This window comes from Paraburkholderia sp. UCT2, from assembly GCF_014397665.1.
Lineage (GTDB): Bacteria > Pseudomonadota > Gammaproteobacteria > Burkholderiales > Burkholderiaceae > Paraburkholderia > Paraburkholderia tuberum.
The window spans coordinates 18,015-38,292 of the sequence record NZ_VZQO01000023.1; the positions used below are offsets into that span (position 1 = coordinate 18,015).

13 protein-coding genes are annotated in these 20,278 nt (G+C 66.0%); 3 read left to right on the forward strand and 10 right to left on the reverse strand.

Features of this window, described 5'->3' with window-relative positions; genetic code table 11:
* Nucleotides 1–6: 6 nt before the first annotated feature.
* Both F6X39_RS19880 and F6X39_RS19885 read right to left on the reverse strand, forming a co-directional pair.
* Nucleotides 7–1,500, reverse strand: coding sequence for an FAD-linked oxidase C-terminal domain-containing protein (locus F6X39_RS19880; protein ID WP_187617830.1), 1,494 nt, complete (start codon nucleotides 1,498–1,500; stop codon nucleotides 7–9).
* Between the two features lie 153 nt (nucleotides 1,501–1,653).
* The gene (locus F6X39_RS19885) at nucleotides 1,654–3,072 is read right to left on the reverse strand and encodes an FAD-linked oxidase C-terminal domain-containing protein (RefSeq protein ID WP_187617831.1); all 1,419 of its coding nucleotides are present in this window, start codon (nucleotides 3,070–3,072) and stop codon (nucleotides 1,654–1,656) included.
* 223 nt (nucleotides 3,073–3,295) lie between these two features.
* Between F6X39_RS19885 and F6X39_RS19890 the strand changes: the two genes are divergently transcribed.
* Nucleotides 3,296–3,850 carry a cob(I)yrinic acid a,c-diamide adenosyltransferase gene (locus F6X39_RS19890; RefSeq protein WP_090803100.1) on the forward strand — a complete coding sequence of 185 codons (555 nt, stop codon included), beginning with the start codon at nucleotides 3,296–3,298 and terminating at the stop codon, nucleotides 3,848–3,850.
* Nucleotides 3,851–3,904: 54 nt separating this feature from the next.
* Here the strand turns inward: F6X39_RS19890 and F6X39_RS19895 are convergent, their stop codons facing one another.
* The 6 genes from F6X39_RS19895 to F6X39_RS19920 form a co-directional block, all read right to left on the reverse strand.
* Nucleotides 3,905–4,237 carry a helix-turn-helix domain-containing protein gene (locus F6X39_RS19895; protein ID WP_090803102.1) on the reverse strand — a complete coding sequence of 111 codons (333 nt, stop codon included), beginning with the start codon at nucleotides 4,235–4,237 and terminating at the stop codon, nucleotides 3,905–3,907.
* Nucleotides 4,234–4,578: a type II toxin-antitoxin system RelE/ParE family toxin gene (locus tag F6X39_RS19900; protein WP_184055553.1), complete on the reverse strand. Its 345-nt coding sequence runs from the start codon at nucleotides 4,576–4,578 to the stop codon at nucleotides 4,234–4,236. Before F6X39_RS19900 ends, F6X39_RS19895 begins: the two co-directional genes overlap by 4 nt.
* A gap of 204 nt (nucleotides 4,579–4,782) precedes the next feature.
* A complete protein-coding gene (aroG, locus tag F6X39_RS19905; protein ID WP_090805593.1) occupies nucleotides 4,783–5,856 on the reverse strand; it encodes a 3-deoxy-7-phosphoheptulonate synthase AroG in 1,074 nt (357 codons plus the stop codon).
* Nucleotides 5,857–6,272: 416 nt separating this feature from the next.
* Nucleotides 6,273–7,739 (reverse strand): metalloprotease TldD, encoded by a 1,467-nt coding sequence (gene tldD / locus F6X39_RS19910; RefSeq protein WP_018419472.1) that lies wholly within the window; start codon nucleotides 7,737–7,739, stop codon nucleotides 6,273–6,275.
* An 87-nt stretch (nucleotides 7,740–7,826) separates the two neighbouring features.
* A complete protein-coding gene (locus F6X39_RS19915; protein ID WP_187617832.1) occupies nucleotides 7,827–8,690 on the reverse strand; it encodes a carbon-nitrogen hydrolase family protein in 864 nt (287 codons plus the stop codon).
* Between the two features lie 153 nt (nucleotides 8,691–8,843).
* Nucleotides 8,844–13,106, reverse strand: a complete 4,263-nt coding sequence (locus F6X39_RS19920) for a YhdP family protein (RefSeq protein WP_187617833.1) — start codon at nucleotides 13,104–13,106, stop codon at nucleotides 8,844–8,846.
* An 18-nt stretch (nucleotides 13,107–13,124) separates the two neighbouring features.
* On the opposite strand from F6X39_RS19920, the gene glnE reads away from it, so the two are divergent.
* Nucleotides 13,125–16,166, forward strand: coding sequence for a bifunctional [glutamate--ammonia ligase]-adenylyl-L-tyrosine phosphorylase/[glutamate--ammonia-ligase] adenylyltransferase (gene glnE / locus F6X39_RS19925; RefSeq protein ID WP_410450209.1), 3,042 nt, complete (start codon nucleotides 13,125–13,127; stop codon nucleotides 16,164–16,166).
* 105 nt (nucleotides 16,167–16,271) lie between these two features.
* On the opposite strand, the gene recN is transcribed toward glnE, so the two are convergent.
* Both recN and F6X39_RS19935 read right to left on the reverse strand, forming a co-directional pair.
* On the reverse strand, nucleotides 16,272–17,939 hold the full coding sequence (gene recN, locus F6X39_RS19930) for a DNA repair protein RecN (RefSeq protein WP_184034466.1): 1,668 nt from the start codon (nucleotides 17,937–17,939) through the stop codon (nucleotides 16,272–16,274).
* Between the two features lie 66 nt (nucleotides 17,940–18,005).
* Nucleotides 18,006–18,908: an NAD kinase gene (locus F6X39_RS19935; protein ID WP_184055543.1), complete on the reverse strand. Its 903-nt coding sequence runs from the start codon at nucleotides 18,906–18,908 to the stop codon at nucleotides 18,006–18,008.
* Between the two features lie 210 nt (nucleotides 18,909–19,118).
* On the opposite strand from F6X39_RS19935, the gene hrcA reads away from it, so the two are divergent.
* Nucleotides 19,119–20,138, forward strand: coding sequence for a heat-inducible transcriptional repressor HrcA (hrcA, locus tag F6X39_RS19940; protein ID WP_184062291.1), 1,020 nt, complete (start codon nucleotides 19,119–19,121; stop codon nucleotides 20,136–20,138).
* Nucleotides 20,139–20,278 lie beyond the last annotated feature (140 nt).

Sequence of the window (20,278 nt, forward strand, 5' to 3'; positions counted from 1 at the left end):
CAGCCGCTAGAAGCGCGGCAGCTCGGGATGAGGCAGCAGCCCGCCGCGCACGTGCATCTTGCCGTATTCGGCACAGCGCGCCCGCGTCGGGATGCCCTTGTCGGGGTTCAACAGGCCGGGCGCGTCGAATGCTCGCTTGACCGCGTGGAACGTGTCGCGCTCTTCGGGCGAGAACTGCACGCACATCGAATTGATCTTCTCGATGCCGACCCCATGCTCGCCCGTCACCGTGCCGCCCAGCTCGACGCAAGCTTCGAGGATGTCGCAACCGAACAACTCGGCGCGATGCCACTCGTCCTGGTCGTTGCCGTTGAACAGGATCAGCGGGTGCATGTTGCCGTCGCCGGCATGGAATACGTTGATGCAGCGCAACTGGTAGGTCTTCTCCATCTCCTCGATGCGCGCGAGCAGCGGCCCGATACTGCGGCGCGGCACGGTACCGTCCATGCAGTAGTAGTCCGGCGAAATGCGGCCGGCGGCCGGAAACGCGTTCTTGCGCCCGGACCAGAAGCGCAGGCGCTCGGCTTCCGTGCGTGAAATCTGGATACGGGTCGCGCCGTGCTCGCGCAGCACCGCGGTCATGCGCACGATCTCGGCCGCGACTTCCTCGGGCGTGCCGTCCGATTCGCACAGCAGGATCGCCGCCGCGTCGAGGTCGTAGCCGGCGTTGACGAACTCCTCGACCGCGCGCGTGGCGGGCTTGTCCATCATCTCGAGGCCGGCCGGAATGATGCCCGCCGCGATGATGCCCGCAACGGCGTCGCCGCCTTTGACGACGTCGTCGAAGCTGGCCATGATGACCTGCGCGGTTTGCGGCTTCGGGATCAGCTTGACGGTGACCTCGGTGACGATCGCGAACATGCCCTCGCTGCCAATCAGCACCGCGAGCAGATCGAGCCCCGGCGCGTCGGGCGCGAGCGAGCCGAATTCGACGATCTCGCCTTCCATCGTGACCGCGCGCACGCGCAGCACGTTGTGCACGGTGAGGCCGTACTTCAGGCAATGCACGCCGCCCGAATTCTCCGACACGTTGCCACCGATCGTGCAGGCAATCTGCGACGACGGATCCGGCGCATAGTAAAGACCATACGGCGCCGCGGCTTCGGAGATCGCCAGATTGCGCACGCCCGGCTGCACGGTCGCGATGCGCGCGTACGAGTCGACTTCGACGATCTTGCGAAAGCGCGCGAGCGATACCACCACGCCGTGCCGAATCGGCATCGCGCCGCCGGACAGCCCGGTGCCCGCGCCACGCGGCACGATGGGCACCTCGAGGCGATGGCAGATCTGCACGATGCGCTGCACCTGCGATTCGGTTTCCGGCAACACGACCGCGAGCGGCAAACGCCGGTACGCGGCGAGTCCGTCGCATTCGTACGCGACGGTGTCTTCTTCGCGATACAGCAGACAGTGGGTCGGCAACACGGCCATCAGCGCCTGCACGACTGCGCGCTGACGCTGCGCGAGGACTTCGGCCGACAGTTCAGCGGGTGCGTTCATGTGAGTTGTCTCCTCGTGGCTTGCGCCGGTCCGGCTTGCTGGTTCGAGCCGGCTGTTTCGTGCTGCCTGCTTCGCATCACTTGCGTGTTCAGCTTGGCGCGGTTGCCGCCGGGCGCGTCAGCGGTTTGCCGCGGCCGGCATGCGCAGTGTCGATCAGGCCGCCGCCCAGGAGAAAATCTTGCCCGGGTTCATCAGATTGCGAGGGTCTAGCGCGTGCTTGATGGAGCGCATCGTGTCGACCGCGACGTCGCCGTGCTCCTCGAGCAGAAAGCCCATCTTGTGCAGGCCGATGCCATGCTCGCCGGTGCAGGTGCCGTCCATCCGCAGCGCGCGCTGCACGATGCGATGGTTCAGGCGCTCGGCTTCCTCGAGTTCTTCGGGCTTGTCCGGGTCGATCAGGATCGCGACGTGGAAGTTTCCGTCGCCGACATGGCCGACGATCGGGCAGGGCAGCGGCGACGCCAACAGATCCTGCTCCGTTTCGACCACACACTCCGCGAGACGCGAGATCGGCACGCAGACGTCGGTGGTGACCGCGCGCGAGCCGGGCTTCAGTTGCAGCATCGCGAAATACGCGTTGTGACGCGCGTTCCACAGACGGCTGCGGTCTTCGGGGCGCGTCGCCCATTCGAAGCCTTCACCGGCATTCTGTGCGGCGATTTCCTGCACGAGTTCGGCCTGTTCCTTGACGCCGGCCTCGGTGCCGTGAAATTCGAAGAACAATGTGGGCGCCTCGCGCAGTGTCAGATTCGAATGGCGATTGATCGAGCGGATCGCAAGTGAATCGACGAACTCGACACGCGCGATCGGCACGCCGATCTGGATCGTCTCGATGACCGCGCGCACCGCATCGCCCATCGACGGGAACCTGCACACCGCGGCCGACACCGCCTCCGGCTGCGGATAGAGGCGCAGCGTGATTTCCGTTATCACGCCGAGCGTGCCTTCCGAGCCGACGAACAGGCGCGTGAGGTCGTACCCCGCCGACGATTTGCGCGCGCGCGAGCCGGTCTTGATCACGCGGCCATCGGCGAGCACGACCGTCAGGCCGAGCACGTTCTCGCGCATCGTGCCGTAGCGCACGGCGTTGGTACCCGACGCGCGGGTTGCCGACATCCCGCCGATGCTCGCGTCCGCGCCGGGGTCGATCGGGAAGAACAGACCGGTGTCGCGCAGCGCTTCGTTCAGTTGCTTGCGCGAGATGCCGGGCTCGACGGTGACGGTCAGGTCTTCGGCGTTGATCGACAACACCCGGTTCATTTCCGACAGATCGATCGACACGCCGCCTTGCACGGCAAGCAGATGTCCTTCGAGCGACGAGCCATTGCCGTACGGAATGATCGGCACGTCGTACTGGCCGCACAGCTTGACGGCGGTTTGCACGTCTTCGCTTGTACGCGCGAACACGACGGCGTCAGGCAGTTGCGGATCGAACGGTGATTCGTCGCGGCCGTGATGCGCACGCACGGCTTCGGCAACGGAAACCCGATCGCCGAAAGCGGCTTTGAGCTGGTTCAGCAATTCGGCGGGAAACGGCCGGCGTAGCGGCGCCGGCGGCACGGGATGGTTCACGCATGTCTCCTGTGTCGACCGGAGTTAGCGCTACGGCGCTTGCTCCGGTCCCATGAAAGTTTCTTTAGATAACGGTCTGTTTGCAGCAAGTGTTTCATTTTACGCCGTTCGCCCGCCGGGCAGCGCTGGGCCGGCTTCCGCTCATATAATGGCGGCGATTTCGCGATGCGTGCAATATGGACAAACCAGTTCGCAGCATCGTCACTAATACATGGGAGACGTCATGGGCAATCGCCTCAGCAAGATCGCCACTCGCACCGGCGACGACGGCACCACCGGTCTCGGCGACGGCCGCCGCGTGCGCAAGGACAGCGCGCGTATCGCCGCGATTGGCGACGTCGACGAACTCAATTCGAATCTCGGCGTGCTGTTGTGCGAGAACCTGCCCGAGAACGTACGCGCGGCGCTGGTCGCAATCCAGCACGACCTGTTCGATCTGGGCGGCGAGCTGTGCATTCCCGGTCACACGATGATTACCGAACAGCATCTCGCGCAGCTCGACGGCTGGCTCGCCGACTACAACGCCACGCTGCCGCCGCTGAAGGAATTCATTCTGCCGGGCGGTTCGCGCGCGGCCGCGCTCGCGCATGTGTGCCGTACCGTTTGCCGCCGCGCGGAGCGGGCGATCGTCGCGCTTGGCGAACACGAGGCGCTGAACGCGGCGCCACGTCAGTACGTGAACCGGCTGTCCGATCTGCTGTTCGTACTGGCGCGCGTGCTCAATCGCGCGGACGGCGGCACCGACGTGCTGTGGCAGCACGATCGCGGCGCGCCTTGAATGGCGACGCACATGTGCGCATGGACACGCACGGTGCTTCGCACGAGCCGAGGCTCAACCGACGGCGAGCGTGACCGGCTTGCCGATGCGGCTCAGCATTTCCACGAGCGTGTCGATCGTGAACTTGGTGGTTTTCTTGTTGACGACGTCGGACACGCGCGGGCGCGACACCATCAGGATTTCGGCCGCCTCGGCCTGCTTCAGATGATGCTGTTCGATCCACGTGGACAGCTCGGTCATCAGCTGTTCCTTGAGCAGCCGCGTGTCGTTGATCTGCTTTTGCGACGCCGCGTGAAGGCGCTTCGCTTCATCGGCGGAAAAACCGAGTTCGAGGAACACGTTCGCGCCGGCTCGCGTTACGTGACGAATGTTGGTGTCGATCGTCATGGCTGGGTGGTCCTGTAATGGGTGATGGCGCGGTAGCGCGTTTCGGCAATTCTTCTGTCGTGCGGTCCGAGCCTCTGCGTTTTCTTCTGAAAGCAATGCAGCACGTACAGCGCTTCGGCGTATTTGGTGACGTACATCACGCGAAAAATGCCGTCCTCGTCTCTGATGCGAATTTCGCGCGTTCCCGCGCCGATAGACTCGAACGGTTTCCAGTCGTCAGGGTCGAGTCCTGACTGAATCTTGTGAAGCTGAAACCCTGCGAGACGACGCGCTTCGTTGGGAAAAGCGAGCAAATCACGGTAGCTGGAGCCTAACCAGCGAATCTCTTTTTCCTGCTCCATCGCCACCTCATGTATAAAATCTTATACGCATTCTCCAGCCTGGTCAAGCGTGTAATCGACCAGGCAACGAGCTATGACGATATCGAGGCAGCAGGCTGAGTACCATTCGTCCGAATGGCCAATAAAAAACCCCGGTTCGAAATTGAACCGAGGTTTTTTCTACGGACGGCTGACAAGCCCCCGCCGTGGTGGCGGGGCAGGCGTTCAGTTGCCGCTGCCGCGCGCGACGCGCCGTTGCCTGACCGCTTCGGCAAGGCCTTCGAGCACCGCGACGCTCTCGTCCCAGCCGATACACGCATCGGTAATGCTCTGGCCGTATGTGAGCTCGCAGCCTTCCTGCAGATCCTGGCGACCCGCGACGAGGTGCGACTCCACCATCACGCCGACGATCCGCTCGTCACCCGCGGCGATCTGACGGCCGATGTCCGCGCACACCGGAATCTGGTTTTCGTGCTTCTTCGAACTGTTCGCGTGGCTCGCATCGATCATCAGACGCGCGGCGAGACCCGCCTTGCCGATGTCCGCGCAGGCCGCGTTGACGTTGTCGGCGTCGTAGTTCGGCGTTTTGCCGCCGCGCAGAATCACGTGGCAGTCCTCGTTGCCCGCGGTCGATACGATCGCCGAGTGGCCGCCCTTCGTGACCGACAGGAAATGGTGCGGCTGCGAGGCGGCCTTGATCGCGTCGACGGCGATCTTCACGTTGCCGTCCGTGCCGTTCTTGAAGCCGACCGGGCACGACAGTCCCGAAGCCAGCTCCCGGTGCACCTGCGATTCGGTCGTGCGCGCGCCGATGGCACCCCAGGAGATCAGATCCGCGATGTACTGCGGGCTGATCATGTCGAGGTACTCGGTGCCGGCCGGCAGGCCGAGTTCGTTGATGCGCAGAAGCAGCTCGCGCGCGGTGCGCAGACCTTCGTTGATCTTGAAGCTGTTGTCCATATGCGGGTCGTTGATGAGACCCTTCCAACCCACCGTCGTACGTGGCTTTTCGAAGTACACGCGCATCACGACTTCGAGTTCGCCGGCAAAGCGCTTGCGCTGCTCGATCAGACGCCCCGCGTATTCGATCGCGGCCTTCGGATCGTGAATCGAGCACGGGCCGATCACGACGATCAGACGATCGTCCATGCCGTGCAGAATGCGATGCATCGCGGTGCGCGAGTCGTAGATCACGTTGGAAACCGTCTCGTCGCAGGCAAATTCGCGGATCAGGTGAGCGGGCGGCGTGAGTTCCTTCAATTCGCGGATGCGGACATCATCGGTATTGTGCGGGGGCATGTTGTTCTCCTGAATCGGTTCGTAGCGTGTTCGCGCGGGCAACGGGGGCGATCAGTCAGTGATCAAACAGCGAGGCCAGAGCGGACGACGATCAAAAAATGGTCAACGACAAAATGTCAGTCAGGTATCGAAAAGCGTGAGACGAAAAAAAACCGCCAGGCTAGCTGGCGGTTTTTCGGGAATTCTCGGTGTCCTGCGTGCACTAACACCCCTCTCGATCCGCCAGCGGTCTGAGATACCAAAAAAAGTAAAAATAAAACTTGGCGGACATGGCGAAGTGAATGCGTCGCTGGTCAAAAAGGGTGAGTGAGTTTATAACCCGGTACAGGCTCGGCTGACAAGCTGGGGCGTCGAAAAATGCGGAAAACCCGCACACTTCGCGCCTTGCGTGCGCGAAGTGTGCATCCGTGACGAAATCAGGCTGTGCCGCCGACCGTCATCCGCTCGATGCGCAGCGTCGGTTGACCGACGCCCACCGGCACGCTCTGGCCTTCCTTGCCACACACGCCCACGCCCGAATCGAGCTTCATGTCGTTGCCGATCATCGTGACGTACTTCAGCGATTCCGGTCCGCTGCCGATCAGCGTCGCTCCCTTGACCGGATACGTGATCTTGCCGTTCTCGATCATGTACGCCTCGGAGGCCGAGAACACGAATTTGCCGTTCGTGATGTCGACCTGACCGCCGCCGAAGTTCACCGCATACAGGCCGTTCTTCACGGACGCGAGGATTTCTTGCGGGTCCTTGTCGCCGTTCAGCATGTACGTGTTGGTCATGCGCGGCATCGGCAGCGCCGCGTACGATTCGCGCCGTGCGTTGCCGGTGACCGGCATCTTCATCAGACGCGCGTTCAGCGTGTCCTGGATGTAGCCCTTCAGGATGCCGTCCTCGATCAGCGTCGTGCACTGGGTCGGATTACCTTCGTCGTCGATATTGAGCGAGCCGCGACGATTCGGCAGCGTGCCGTCGTCGACCACGGTGACGCCCTTCGCGGCGACCTGCTCGCCGATGCGTCCCGCGAATGCCGACGACCCTTTGCGGTTGAAGTCGCCCTCGAGCCCGTGGCCGATCGCCTCGTGCAGCAGCACGCCGGGCCAGCCCGGCCCGAGCACGACGGTCATCGCGCCGGCCGGCGCCGGACGCGCGTCGAGATTGACGAGAGCGGCGTGCACCGCGTCGTCGACATAGCGCGACAGCACTTCATCGGTGAAATAGCCGTAGTCGAAACGCCCGCCGCCGCCGCCGCTGCCGATTTCGCGGCGGCCGTTCTGCTCGGCGATCACCGTCACCGAGACACGCACGAGCGGCCGGATGTCGGCCGCGAAGCCGCCGTCGCTGCGCGCGACCAGCACCACGTCGTATTCGCCGGCGAGGCCCGCCATCACCTGCTGGATGCGCGGGTCGCGGCCGCGCGCCATCTGCTCGATGCGCTCGAGCAGCTTGACCTTGGCGGTGGCGTCGAGCGAATGCAGCGGGTCGGACGGCAGGTACAGATCGCGCCCGGCGATGCCGGTCAGCGACGACGCCACCTTGATCTTCTGCTTGCCGCCGCCTGCCTTGGCGATCGCGCGCGTGGCGATGGCCGCCTGGCGGATCGCTTCGGGCGACAGGTCGTCCGAGTAGGCGAACGCGGTGCGGTCGCCCGACACGGCGCGCACGCCGACACCCTGATCGATGCTGAAGCTGCCCGACTTTACGATGCCTTCCTCGAGACTCCACGCTTCGCTGCGGGTGGTCTGGAAGTACAGGTCCGCGTAGTCGACGCGGTGCGTGAAGATTTCGGCGAGCGTGCGCGTGAGCAGCGATTCGTCGAGACCATAGGGCGTGAGGAGGATGTCCTTGGCGGCGGCGAGATTACGGATACCGGGTTCGATGATGTTCATGCGAAGTATGTTCTGCTCGATACGAAGGGGTCGGGGAGCGCCTGCGTCGCTATATGCGTGGCAGGCGCCGCAGTTTCAATGTCGGTTTCAGGTCAGCACGCGATGACGCCATGCCGGCAGGCTCTGCCGCACTTCGTCGATGCGCGCGCGTTCGAGGTTGCCCGCGACCACGCCGGCGCCCTCGTCGCGCACCGCGACGATCTCGCCCCACGGGTCGATCAGCATGCTGTGGCCCCAGGTGCGGCGGCCGTTTTCATGTTTGCCGCCTTGCGCCGCGGCGAGCACGTAGCACTGGTTTTCGATCGCGCGAGTGCGCAGCAGCAGCTCCCAATGCGCGCGGCCGGTCGTGTAGGTAAACGCCGACGGCACCACGATCAGCGCGCAGTCGCCCATGCGCCGGTACAGCTCGGGAAAGCGCAGATCGTAGCAGACCGACAGGCCGACCCGGCCGAATGGCGCCTCGAAGCTTTGCACCGAGGTGCCGGGTCGAATCGTGCGCGCTTCGTCGAACGATTCTTCGCCCTTTTCGAAGCTGAACAGGTGGATCTTGTCGTAGCGCGCGGCCTCGTTGCCGTTCGGGTCGAACACCAGCGTCGTGTTCAGTACGCGCGACGGCTCCGGTGCGTTCAGCGGCAGGGTGCCGCCGATCACCCAGATCTGGTGGCGGCGCGCGGCGTCGGCGAGAAAGCGTTGGATCGGGCCGTCCTGATGTGGCTCGCGCACGGCGAGCTTGTCGGTGTCCTTGAAGCCCATGAAACAGAAATACTCGGGGAGCAGCACGAGTTGCGCGCCGTCGGCGGCGGCTTCGGCGATCAGGCGCTCTGCGTCGGCGAGATTGCGATCGCGATCCGGCGAGCTGACCATCTGCAGCGCGGCGACCCGGAAGGGGCTGGCTACAAGGCCGCTGGACGTTGCGGCGGATGCGGATGAAGTGACGTGTGTTTCGCTCATGAGCGTGTCGAAAGACTCCCGGCGGGCGGCGGTGTGAAGCGCGAGCGCCGCATGCATGGTTCTGGGCTGGCTCGGCCCCGTTGGCGCATTGAGTCGATAGAGCGGCACGAGCGGCCGCGTGGTTCGAGACGGCGGCGCCAGGGAAACCGGAGCTCAGTGCGCTTCCACGGTCGAAGCCGGAGCGTCAATCTTACCCCGTTCGCCCGTCACCCGCTCGACGTGCGGTTTCGACCACGAGCCGGTGATCGCGTAGTCGCGCGCGAAGACGTGCGACACCCCATGCGTGAACGCGATATCGGCGATCAGCGCGCCGAGGCCGATCAGCGGATTGATGACCGTCGCGGCGATCACCGCGGAGCCGGCGCTGACGGTCGGCACTACGTGCAGGTGCAGGTCCTGGCTCTTCTGCGCGATGTCGACCGAGCCCACCATCTCGGCGCGGGCCGGCGCGGTCACCATCCTGAAGTTGTCGGTGCGGGCGATGCCGTCATGAATCTGCGCGGTACCCGTCACGCTCGAGAACGGCAGGCCCTCGCCGATCACATCGCGGAAATTGAGTGTGGCGATGCGCGCGAGGCTTTGCAGGCTCAGCACGCCGAGCAGCGTCGCGACGCCCGGATCGACCTTCAGGATCTGACCGTGGCGTAGATCCAGCGCGAGGTTGCCGTTCAGCGTCGAATAGTCGATCGTGGTCGGGCCGCCCTGCCAAACGGCCTTGCCCTGAATCGAGCCGGTGCCGCCCCTGAGCGTCCTCGGCAGACCGAAGCGCTCGAGCATTGCGCCGGCATCCTTGATGTCGAGCTTGAAATCGAACACGGTGCGGCGCGGCATGGCTTCGTCGGCCGAGATGGGCAGTTCGGTCGAGGTACGCCAGTTCGCGGTCGCGGTCAGCGTCGCGGTGGGGTTCGTCACGTCGAGCTTGTCGAGCTGCCAGACCGGCACGCCGTTTTCTTCGAAGTTGTGCGCGTCGACCTCGAGCCGGCCGACGTTGCGATCGTGCACGATCAGCTCGTCGACGACCAGATCGATCGACGGCATGTTCAGCGCGGGCGCCGACATCGCCGGACCGAGCAGGTCCTTGTCCGCGACCGACGGAATCACGACGCGCGCGAAGCGCGCCTGCAGTTCGCCCGGCGATTCGCGGGTCGCTCCCGGCAGCCACGACACGTGGCCTGACACCTGATTCGACGCGATGTTCGCCTGCCACGTGCGATCCGCGTGCGACGCGCCGACGATCACGTTGTCCCAGTGACGCTTGAGCAGCGTAAGCATGTCGATGTGCAGCGCGAAGCGGTTCGGCAGGAACTGCGTGAGCATGGGATTCGGCACGGCCGTAGGCGCGGCCGCGGGTGTTGCCGCGCTGCTGGCGGTATTGCCGCCGTTCGCACCGCCGTTCACGCCATTCGCCCCGCCCGTGCTCACGCCCGCGCGCAGCTGCGCGGCGAGCGCGCGCCAGGCGTCGGCATCGATCTCCTTGATGTCCGCCGCGGCGACCACGCCCTCGGACGGCAGGTCGACCGGCCGGTTCACGCCGATCGCGCCGCGCACGACGGTCGGTGACGTACGCGGCTGCGCGTTCGGCCGATAGCGCAGCAGATACGCGGCGGCGACCGGCCCCAACGTCAGGTCGGCGCGTTCGAGGCCGGCTTCGCCCGGCACCGTCGACGGATTGACCGAGAAGTGCAGCGGCATCGGCGTGCCGGCAGTCTTTTTGAACGGCGCTGGAAAATCGAGCCCGAGGCCGCTCAGATCAGAGTTGGCGCTGACCTCCGGCAGGCGGCCCTTCGCGCCGGTGACGCGCAATGCATAAGGCGCGCTGCCGCTCATATGCGTGAGCACCTGTGCGGCCGGGCCATGCAGATGCAGTTCGCGCGCGGCATCGACGGCGATGTGGCCGTTGAGTGCGAGCGCGTACGTGCCGTCTTGCCGCAAGCCGCCGTTCGCACGCACGTCACCGCCGAGGAACTGGCCGGAGAGCCGCTCGACCTCGGCCGTGCGTTCGGTGAAGCGCACCCGGCCGTTCAGCTGCGACAGCGACGGCGCATTGCTCACGCTCAGGCGATTGTTCTGGAAGCCGAGCGCGCCTTCCACGCCGATATGCGGCTTCGGCGTACGCGGGATCGTCAGCTTCAGCGCGAGCGACGCGGGCCCTTGCGCGCGAATCTTTTCGGTCTGGTGCCGCGCCATGATGCCGAGCGAGCTGCCGTTCACGTAGTCGAGCATATCGGCGAGCGGGCCGCGGCCGTTGCCCTGGATGGTTAGGTTCGAGCCTTTGGTGCCGAGGTCGTCGATGCGGCCGTTCACGCCGGTCAGCGCGACGCGCTTGTAACGGCCGCGGTCGATGTCGAAGCGCAGCACGTTCTGCTTGAGCTCGAACACGCCGTCGATGCCGTCGAGCGGCGGCCAAACGTTTGGCGTGCCGTTGCGCATGTTGCGCGGCGGGAACGGCGTCGGATCGAACTTGCCGCCGGTGAACGGCGCGACGATGTGGAAGATGCCGGCGTCGGGGTCGCGCGCGTAGGGGAACTTGGTCAGGTCGCCGTGCACTTCGATCGTGGCGCCATGCGACACGCCAGCCTGCAAGCCGTGGCCGAGGTATATGCGCAGCTTTTCGCTGACCGCGGTCGGCAGATAGCGGGCGATGTGTGTCACCTGCGCGCGCTGGAAGTCGGCTTTCAGGTCGAGCGAGCCGCGGCCGTGGCCGGGATTGCTGTAGCTCGCAGTCGCGCTCGCCTCGACGTCAGGGTTCGATACGCTGAAATCGTTGAGCTTGAGCGCGAACGCGGGACGCGTGTTGCCCGGTGCCTTCGTGCCCATCGTCCAGTCGGCGCGGCCGTGCAGACGCGCAAGCGTGAGACGCGGATCGTCGAACACGCCCGGCAGCGTGATCGCCACATTGGTCGTATCGAAGTTCGCGTGGCCGCCTTTTTCATCGGCGTCGACGTTGCCCCACAGGTTTTCGATGCCGGGAACGCCGGCGCGCGGGTGGCCGCGCGGCGTCAGGCCCGGCCCCGGCTCCTGGGCGGCAAAGCTGATGCCCTGCAAATCGCCCTTGAAGCGATAACGCTCGATCGGTTCAACACCCGTCGGCCGATGGTCGCTGCCCACTTCTCCGGATTCCGGCTTGCCGCGCTCGAGCTCGATCACGTAGTTCGCGACGCGCCCGCGCGGATTGATGCGCACGAGTTCATTGAGAAAGTGCCGCGGCAGCGGCAGCGCGCGGCTGAATTCGGCGAGGATGCCGAGATCGACGCGATCGCCGCTGACGCTCAAAAGCTGCCCATGCTGCTGCGAGGCCATCCGGTAGCGGCTGTCGAGGGTCCGGAAGCGCAGGATGCGCGTGAGCGGCGTGCCGTCTTCGAGCGGCGGCTGGCCGAGCTCGGCACGCAGGTCCGACAGCTGCAGCCGGTACTCGCCTTCGTTTGCCTCGACGCGCCACAGAAAGTGGGTGATCGGCACGAGCAGCCTTGGCTGGGTCGGGCGCACGCGCAGCGCGACGTCGTAACCGCTCAACTGGCCGGTCGCCTGGGTCATGCGGCCTTCGCTGAAGTCGATCCAGATTGCATTGTCGATGCGGCCGGCGAACGTCTCGATCGGGAACTGGATGTAGCGCGCGAGCGTCGGCAGATCGACCGGGCCCGTCGACATGTACACCTGCCCGCTCCAGTTGATCGGCTTGCCGAGCGCCGAGAGCGGCGCGTGGCGGAAGTGCGTGCGGAAGTCGAGCGGGCCTTTCAGCACCTGGCCGTCGGGTGGCGCCTGCAGCGCCATGCGGTGGTCGCGGCCGTCATTGAGGATCGCGATGCGGATGTCGCGCAGCGCCAGTTCGGGTTCGTTGCGCGTCGCGTCGCGCCAGCGCAGCACGCCGCCGCGCACGACGATCGCCTGCTGACGCAACAACCAGGTGGACAGCGCGTCGTTGCCGCTGTGGCGCGTCGGCACCGGCACGCCCGCGACCGACAGCACGCCGTCCTCGCTGCGCGACACCAGCACGTCCGGCTGATCGACGATCAGGCTCGACAGCGCCAGATGAAACTCCCACAGCGAGCGCCAGGACACCGACGCGGTGGCGTGCGGAATCGTCAGCGCGGGTTGGCCGTCGTGATCGCGGATGACGAGATTCGTGACATCGAGCCCTGGCTGGAAGCCGCTCCAGTGCGGCGCGAGCCGGCCGATCGTGAATTGGGTGCGCAGCTTGTCGGAGACCGCGGCTTCGATGCGCGGCCGGAACATGTCGGCGCGCGGCAGCACCACGTAGCGCAAACCCAGAAACAGTCCGCCCGCGATGAAATAGAGGACGAGCGCGAGCGCGGCGAGCACGCGCAACGTCCGACGCAGCACGATGTGGTCGCTTCCGCTCACATGCCGGACCTGCGGTGGGGTTTGCGGGTCGGCGGATTCGTTTCGCTCGGACATGCTGCGGCGGCTGGGCGTATGGTAGTTTTGCGTGTTAACGACGAAATGTATCACACGGGAAAGCGTCGGCGGACCTCCTGCGAACCCTGTCCGACGGCCCGTGACGGCGATTGGCGAGGCCGTCCGGCAGGGGGGCCGGCACGCCTGTCGCCGCATGCCGATGGCACGACGGAACGACACGACAACGACCCCGGAACGACACCCGTACACCGTCAGAATACCGCCGGACAAATTCGATCAAGCAACGAGCGAGCCAGATTTTTGATGACTGACGCCACCCTCCTGAGTTCCAGCTATTCGCACTATGCCGCGCGCGCCGCCGCGGCCCGCCCGCAACTGGTCGCGCATGTCGGCGCGCTGGCCGACGAACCGCTGACGCGCGAGCGCATCGACGCGCGTCTCGACGAACTGTGCGCCGAGGCGGCGGGCCCAGCCGGTGCGCCGGTCAACGAAGATGCGCTGAAGCGCGCGCTGCGCCAGCTGCGCACCGAAGTATTCTGCGCGGTGATGGAGCGCGACCTGGCCGGCGAGGCCGATATCGCCGAAGTCACCGGCGCGATGACCGATCTCGCGGAAACGACGATCCAGCGCGCGCTGACGGTGCTGAGCGCCGAGCTCGAAGCGCTGTATGGCGAGCCGCGCGACCAGCAGGGCGAACGGCTCACGCTTGGCGTGGTCGGTATGGGCAAGCTCGGCGGGCGCGAACTGAACGTGTCGTCGGATATCGACCTGATCTTCGTCTATGAGGACGACGGCGAGACCGCCGGCGGCCAGCGCTCGCCGCTCGCGACCCAGGAGTTCTTCACGCGGCTCGGCAAGCGGCTGATCGGCGCGCTCGCCGAAGTCACCGCCGACGGCTACGTGTTTCGCGTCGATATGCGTCTGCGGCCGAACGGCGATTCGGGGCCGCTCGTATGCAGCCTCGGCATGCTCGAAGAGTATTTCTATGTGCAGGGCCGCGAGTGGGAGCGCTACGCGTGGATCAAGGGCCGGCTCGTGTCCGAGGGCGCGAGCGCCTCGGCGCAGCGGCTGCAGAAGCAGCTCGGGGCGATCGTCACGCCGTTCGTCTATCGACGCTATCTGGATTTCGGCGTGATCAGCGCGATTCGCGCGCTGCATCTGCAGATCCGCCAGGAGGCGCAGCGCCGCGCGTCGATGCGCCCCGACAAGGCCGACGACATCAAGCTCGGCCGTGGCGGCATCCGTGAAATCGAATTCAGCGCGCAGGTGTTCCAGCTGATCCGCGGCGGCCAGGACGCCGGCTTTCGCGTGCGGCCGACGCTCGCCGTGCTGCGCCACGCGGCCACGAATGGGTTGATGGATCCGTCGGTGTGCGTGAAGCTGTCGCAGGCGTATCGCTTTTTGCGGGAGCTCGAGCATCGTTTGCAATATCGCAACGACGCGCAGACCCACGCGATGCCCGTCGATGCCGAAGACCGCATGGCGCTCGCGCGCGCGATGGGCTGCGACGACTACCCGCAATTGATGACGAAGCTCGACGCGCATCGCGAGTTCGTCGAACAGCAGTTCGACCAGATTTTCGCCGACAAGGTGGGCGGCCGCGACGGTTGCGGCGCGCCCGAGGACGGCGCGGCCGCGTGGGTGTGGAGCAGCGCGCTCGCCGACGATAGCGCCGACGACGCACTGCGCGCGCGCCTCGTCGAACTGGGGGTGGCCGAGCCCGGTGATCTGCTCGCCCGGCTGCAGGCGGTGTGGCGCTCGTCGCGCTACACGGGCCTGAACGAGCGCAGCCGGCAGCGGTTCGACATCGTCGCGCAGCGCGCGCTCGAAGCCGCGCGCACGCTGGAGCCGGCCGGGCGGCGCGGCGATACGGTCGCGCGCCTGTTCGATCTGCTCGAAGCGGTGAGCCGGCGCGGCGCGTATCTGGCGCTTCTGACCGAGTATCCGCAGGCGCTGCACCAGGTGCTGTCGGTGCTGGGCGGCTCGCGCTGGGCGGCCGGCTATCTGATCCGCCATCCGCAGCTGCTCGACGAGCTGCTCGACGTCGAGGCGATCAACAGTCCGTTCGACTGGGCTGAATTCAAGCGTACGTTGCGTTTGCGGCTCGCCGCCGCCGATGGCGTCGAGCAGCAGATGGATCTGCTGCGTCACGCGCATCAGGCCGAGGTGTTCCGCATTCTGCTGATCGAGCTTGCCGGCAAGCTGTCCGTCGAGCACGTCAGCGACCGGCTGTCCGAGCTCGCCGACGCAGTGCTCGACGTGACGATCGAAGCCGTGTGGATGCAGTTGGCCAAACGTCATCGCGACGTGCCGCGCTTCGCGGTGATCGCCTACGGCAAGCTCGGCGGCAAGGAGCTCGGCTACGCGTCGGACCTCGACCTGATCTTCCTGTACGACGATCCCGGCGATGCCGCCGCCGACGTCTACGCAACCTACACACGGCGTCTGATCACATGGCTGACCACCGCGACCGGCGCCGGCACATTGTTCGACATCGACCTGCGGCTGCGACCCAACGGCGAGTCGGGCCTGCTCATCACCGACCTCGATGCGTTCCGTCGCTACCAGCTGCGCGAGGGCGACGCGGCGAATACCGCGTGGGTGTGGGAGCATCAGGCGCTGACGCGTGCGCGCTACTGCGCGGGCGATCCGGAGATCGGCGCGAAGTTCGAGGCGATCCGCGAACAGGTGCTGACGACGCCGCGCGAAGCGGCGCCGCTCGCGAAAGAGATCGTCGAGATGCGCGCGCGTGTCGAGGCGGGACATCCGAACCATACGCCGGCGCTGTTCGACCTGAAGCACGACCGCGGCGGCATGGTCGATATCGAGTTCACCGTGCAGTACTGGGTGCTGCTGCATGCGGCGCGCGATCCCGAGCTGATCCGCAATACCGGCAATATCGCGCTGCTGCGTGAGGTGTCGCGTTTCGGGCTAATGAGCGAAGCGGAAGCGGAGACGGTCGGCGCCGCCTATCGGCGCTATCGCAAGCTGCAGCACACGCTGCGGCTCGATGGGATGGAGAAGGCGCGGGTCGATCCGGCGCTGGTCGCGGCCGAGCGCGAGGCGGTGCTGGCGTTGTGGAAGAGGGTGTTTGGGTAAGGGCGCTCACGCACTTCGCGTAGCGCATCATGCGCGGCCGGGATCGGTGTGACGTCCCGGCCAAGCCGACTCAGCCGTGTGCGGCCGCCTATGCGCGGCGCAATTTCAGGCGGCCAGCATTTCCTTCGCGTGCTTGCGCGTGGTCGCCGTGATTTCGAGGCCGCCGAGCATGCGCGCGACTTCCTCGATGCGGCTCGCCTTGTCGAGCGAGCTCACGCTGCTGAGCGTGCCGCCGGTGCCGTTGCTCATCTTTGCGACCTGGAAATGATGATCGCCGCGCGCGGCGACCTGCGGCAGATGGGTCACGCACAGCACCTGGCGCGCCTCGCCGAGCTGATGCAATAGCCGTCCGACCACTTCGGCCACGCCGCCGCCGATGCCCGTATCCACTTCGTCGAAGATCAGGGTCGGTGTCGGGCTAGCCGCGCTCGCGATCACTGCGAGCGCGAGACTGATACGCGCGAGTTCGCCGCCCGACGCGACCTTCGCGAGCGGCCGCAGCGGCACGCCGGCATGACCGGCGACGCGGAACTCGATCTGCTCGAGCCCGTGCGCGCCGCCTTCGGGCAGCGGCACCAGCGCGACCTCGAAGCTGCCGCCTTTCATCGACAGTTCCTGCATGCCGGTCGTGACCGCCTCGCCGAGCGCCTTGCCTGCTTTCGCGCGTGCCTTCGACAGCTTTTTCGCCTCGGCGACGAACACTTCCTTCGCTTGCGCTTCGGCGGCGCGCAGGCCGTCGAGGTCGGCGGCGGCGTCGAGCGCGGCCAATTGCTTGCGCCGCTCGGCGTGTTCTTCCGGCAGCGTCTCAGGCCGCAGGCGGAACTTGCGCGCAGCCGAGTGCAGCGCGTCGAGGCGCTTTTCGACCTGCGCGAGCCGCTCCGGATCGAGCTCGAGCTTCTGCGCGTAGTGGCTCAGCGAATACGCGGCTTCCTGCAACTGGATTTCGGCCGGTTCGAGCGCGGCGAGCACGTCGTTCAGCGCCGGATCGATCTCCGCGAGGTCGCGCACCTTCGACACGATCGAGCCGAGATGCGTGATCATCGCGTCGTCCGATTCGGACAGCGCGCCGAGCGCTCCCTGCACGCCGTCGATCAGATTCGCGGAATGCGACAGCCGCCGATGCTCGGTGTTGACTTCTTCCCATTCGCCCGGCTGTGGCGCGAGCTTGTCGAGTTCGGTGAGTTGCCACGCGAGTCGCTCGCGTTCGAGTTGCAGCTCGCGATCGCGCGTTTGCGCGTGCTCGACGACCTGCGCCTTGTCGCGCCACGTGCGCCACGCGCGCGTGACGGCGGCGGCCAGGTCGGACAGGCCCGCGTGCGTGTCGAACAGCTCGCGCTGCGCGTCCGGGCGCATCAGCAACTGGTGCGCGTGCTGGCCGTGAATATCGACGAGCATCTCGCCGACCTCGCGCAGCTGCGCGAGCGTGGCCGCCGTACCGTTGATGAACGCGCGCGAGCGGCCGTTCGCGTCGACCACCCGCCGCAGCATCACGGTGCCGCCGTGCTGGCCGTCGTCGGCCGCGCCGAGCGCCTGGGTGTCGAGCCATTGATCGACCTGTGCGTGCGTCTCGAACTCCGCGGTGATGTCGGCGCGGCTCTCGCCGGTGCGCACGACGCTCGCCTCGGCGCGCGCGCCTAGTGCCAGCGCGAGCGCGTCGATCAGGATCGATTTGCCGGCGCCGGTTTCGCCCGAGAAAACGGTAAAGCCGCTGTCGAATTCGAGGTCGAGCGCGGCGACGATGACGAAGTCGCGTATCGAGAGGTGGCGAAGCATGGAGGTCGTCGGGTGAGCTTGGGATTCGGGTGGCGGCCGCGGCGGCGTGCGAAATCAAAGTGCCGCTTACGGCCTCGGGTCTTCTTCGTGCGACGGGTACTCGTGCCAGTGCAGCTTCTTGCGTAGCGTCGCATAGTAGCTGTAGCCGACCGGATGCAGCATCGGCACCGTGTGGCGCGAACGGCGCACCTCGATCGTGTCACCGAGCTCCAGCGACGTGAACGACTGCATGTCGAAATTGACGTTCACCTCGCGCCCGGAAACGATCTGGATGCTGACCTTCGATTCGTCCGGCAGCACGATCGGCCGGTTCGACAGCGCGTGCGGCGCGATCGGCACGAGCACGATGCCCTGTAGTTGCGGATGCAGGATCGGCCCCTGCGAGGACAGCGCGTACGCGGTCGAGCCGGTCGGCGTCGCGACGATCAGGCCGTCCGAGCGCTGGTTGTACATGAAGCGGCCGTCAACCGACACGCGCAACTCCGCCATGCCCGAGAAGCCGCTGCGGTTGACCACCACGTCGTTGAACGCGAGCGCGTGGTAGATCGGCGTGCCGTCGCGCACGATGCGCGCTTCGAGCAGCACGCGCTCCTCGCGCTCGAAATTGCCGGACAGCATCTGCGGCACGATCTCGCGCATGTCGGAGATCGGAATGTCCGTGATGAAGCCGAGCCGCCCGTGGTTGATGCCGATCAAGGGCGTGCGATACGGCGCGAGCTGGCGGCCGATGCCGAGCATCGTGCCGTCGCCGCCGAGCACCACGGCGACGTCGGCGCGCGCGCCGATCTCGGCGAGACGCAGCGCCGGATAGTCGGTCACGCCGATTTCGGCGGCGGTGTCTGCTTCGAACACGACTTCCAGGCCGAGCTTCGCGATGCAGGCGGCGAGCGCGGTCAGCGGCTCGCCGATGCCTGGCGTATTGCTGCGCCCGACGAGCGCGACGGTCTTGAACTGGCTGGTCACTTGCATGCCGGCATTACACCATAGGTAGGGCCTGAAAAGAACCGCAGACCAACCCGGTTGTGGGGCGGCGCACGCAGGGCGTCTGCGTATGTCGCGATTATCGTTAGAATGGTGAAGACCCGATGACATGCGAGCCCGCCGACGGCGGTGCATTCGCCGGGAGCGGGCGCCGCGGGCGCTCTCGGCTGCGATGCCAATGAGCTAAAATTTTTCGTCATGCTAGATCCTCGCGCACAAACCCTCCTCAAAACGCTGATTGAGCGCTACATCGCCGAAGGTCAGCCGGTCGGCTCGCGCACGCTGTCACGTTATTCGGGCCTCGAACTGAGTCCGGCCACGATCCGCAACGTGATGTCGGACCTCGAGGATCTGGGGCTCGTGATCAGTCCGCATACGTCGGCAGGGCGCATTCCGACGCCACGCGGCTACCGCCTGTTCGTCGACACGATGCTGACCGTCGAATCCGCCGCCGACGAGGAGGCGGTGACGCGCACCGTCAAGACCACGCTGCAGGTGGGCGAGCCGCAGAAGATCGTCGCCGCGGCGGCGAGCGTGCTGTCAAATCTGTCGCAGTTCGCCGGCGTCGTGCTCACGCCGCGTCGCAGTCACGTGTTCAAGCAGATCGAATTCATGCGCCTGTCCGACCAGCGCATTCTGCTGATCATCGTGACGCCCGAAGGCGACGTGCAAAACCGCATCCTCGCCACCCAGCGCGACTTTTCGCCTTCGCAGCTGGTGGAAGCCTCCAATTACATCAACGCGCACTTCGCGGGCCTCTCGTTCGACGAGGTGCGCCGCCGCCTGCGCGAGGAAATCGACGAGCTGCGTGGCGACATGACCTCGCTGATGCACGCGGCCGTCACCGCCAGCACCGACGAATCCGACACCGGCGAGACCGTGTTGATCTCGGGCGAGCGCAATTTGCTCGAAGTCGCCGATCTTTCGTCGGACATGGCGCGCCTGCGCAAGCTGTTCGATGTGTTCGACCAGAAGACCAGCCTCCTTCAGTTGCTCGACGTGTCGAGTCACGCGGCGGGCGTGCAAATATTCATTGGCGGCGAATCGAATCTGGTACCGATCGAGGAAATGAGCGTCGTCACCGCGCCGTACGAGGTGAACGGCAAGATCGTCGGCACGCTCGGTGTGATCGGACCGACCCGCATGGCCTACAGCCGCGTGATTCCGATCGTGGACATAACCGCGCGGCTGTTGTCCATGACGCTCAGCCAGCAGTAGTCCTCGGGCTCCGCGGAACTGTCGTCATCGCGGTCCGTGGCGACCATGATGCGCGAACGCGCGGTGTCTGCCAATCGTCCGAATGGCCAGGGGTCTCTGGCGGCGCCGGGCAGAACCCGCGCCGCTATAATGAATCTCCA

Bases quoted from the DNA above. Each gene is read 5' to 3' on its own strand.
- hrcA (WP_184062291.1), top strand. From the start codon at position 19,119: ATGCTAGATCCTCGCGCACAAACCCTCCTCAAAACGCTGATTGAGCGC.
- F6X39_RS19890 (WP_090803100.1), top strand. From the start codon at position 3,296: ATGGGCAATCGCCTCAGCAAGATCGCCACTCGCACCGGCGACGACGGC.
- F6X39_RS19900 (WP_184055553.1), bottom strand. From the start codon at position 4,578: ATGGAGCAGGAAAAAGAGATTCGCTGGTTAGGCTCCAGCTACCGTGAT.
- F6X39_RS19895 (WP_090803102.1), bottom strand. From the start codon at position 4,237: ATGACGATCGACACCAACATTCGTCACGTAACGCGAGCCGGCGCGAAC.
- recN (WP_184034466.1), bottom strand. From the start codon at position 17,939: ATGCTTCGCCACCTCTCGATACGCGACTTCGTCATCGTCGCCGCGCTC.
- F6X39_RS19920 (WP_187617833.1), bottom strand. From the start codon at position 13,106: ATGTCCGAGCGAAACGAATCCGCCGACCCGCAAACCCCACCGCAGGTC.
- tldD (WP_018419472.1), bottom strand. From the start codon at position 7,739: ATGAACATCATCGAACCCGGTATCCGTAATCTCGCCGCCGCCAAGGAC.
- F6X39_RS19880 (WP_187617830.1), bottom strand. From the start codon at position 1,500: ATGAACGCACCCGCTGAACTGTCGGCCGAAGTCCTCGCGCAGCGTCAG.
- F6X39_RS19915 (WP_187617832.1), bottom strand. From the start codon at position 8,690: ATGAGCGAAACACACGTCACTTCATCCGCATCCGCCGCAACGTCCAGC.
- glnE (WP_410450209.1), top strand. From the start codon at position 13,125: ATGGTAGTTTTGCGTGTTAACGACGAAATGTATCACACGGGAAAGCGT.
- aroG (WP_090805593.1), bottom strand. From the start codon at position 5,856: ATGCCCCCGCACAATACCGATGATGTCCGCATCCGCGAATTGAAGGAA.
- F6X39_RS19935 (WP_184055543.1), bottom strand. From the start codon at position 18,908: ATGCAAGTGACCAGCCAGTTCAAGACCGTCGCGCTCGTCGGGCGCAGC.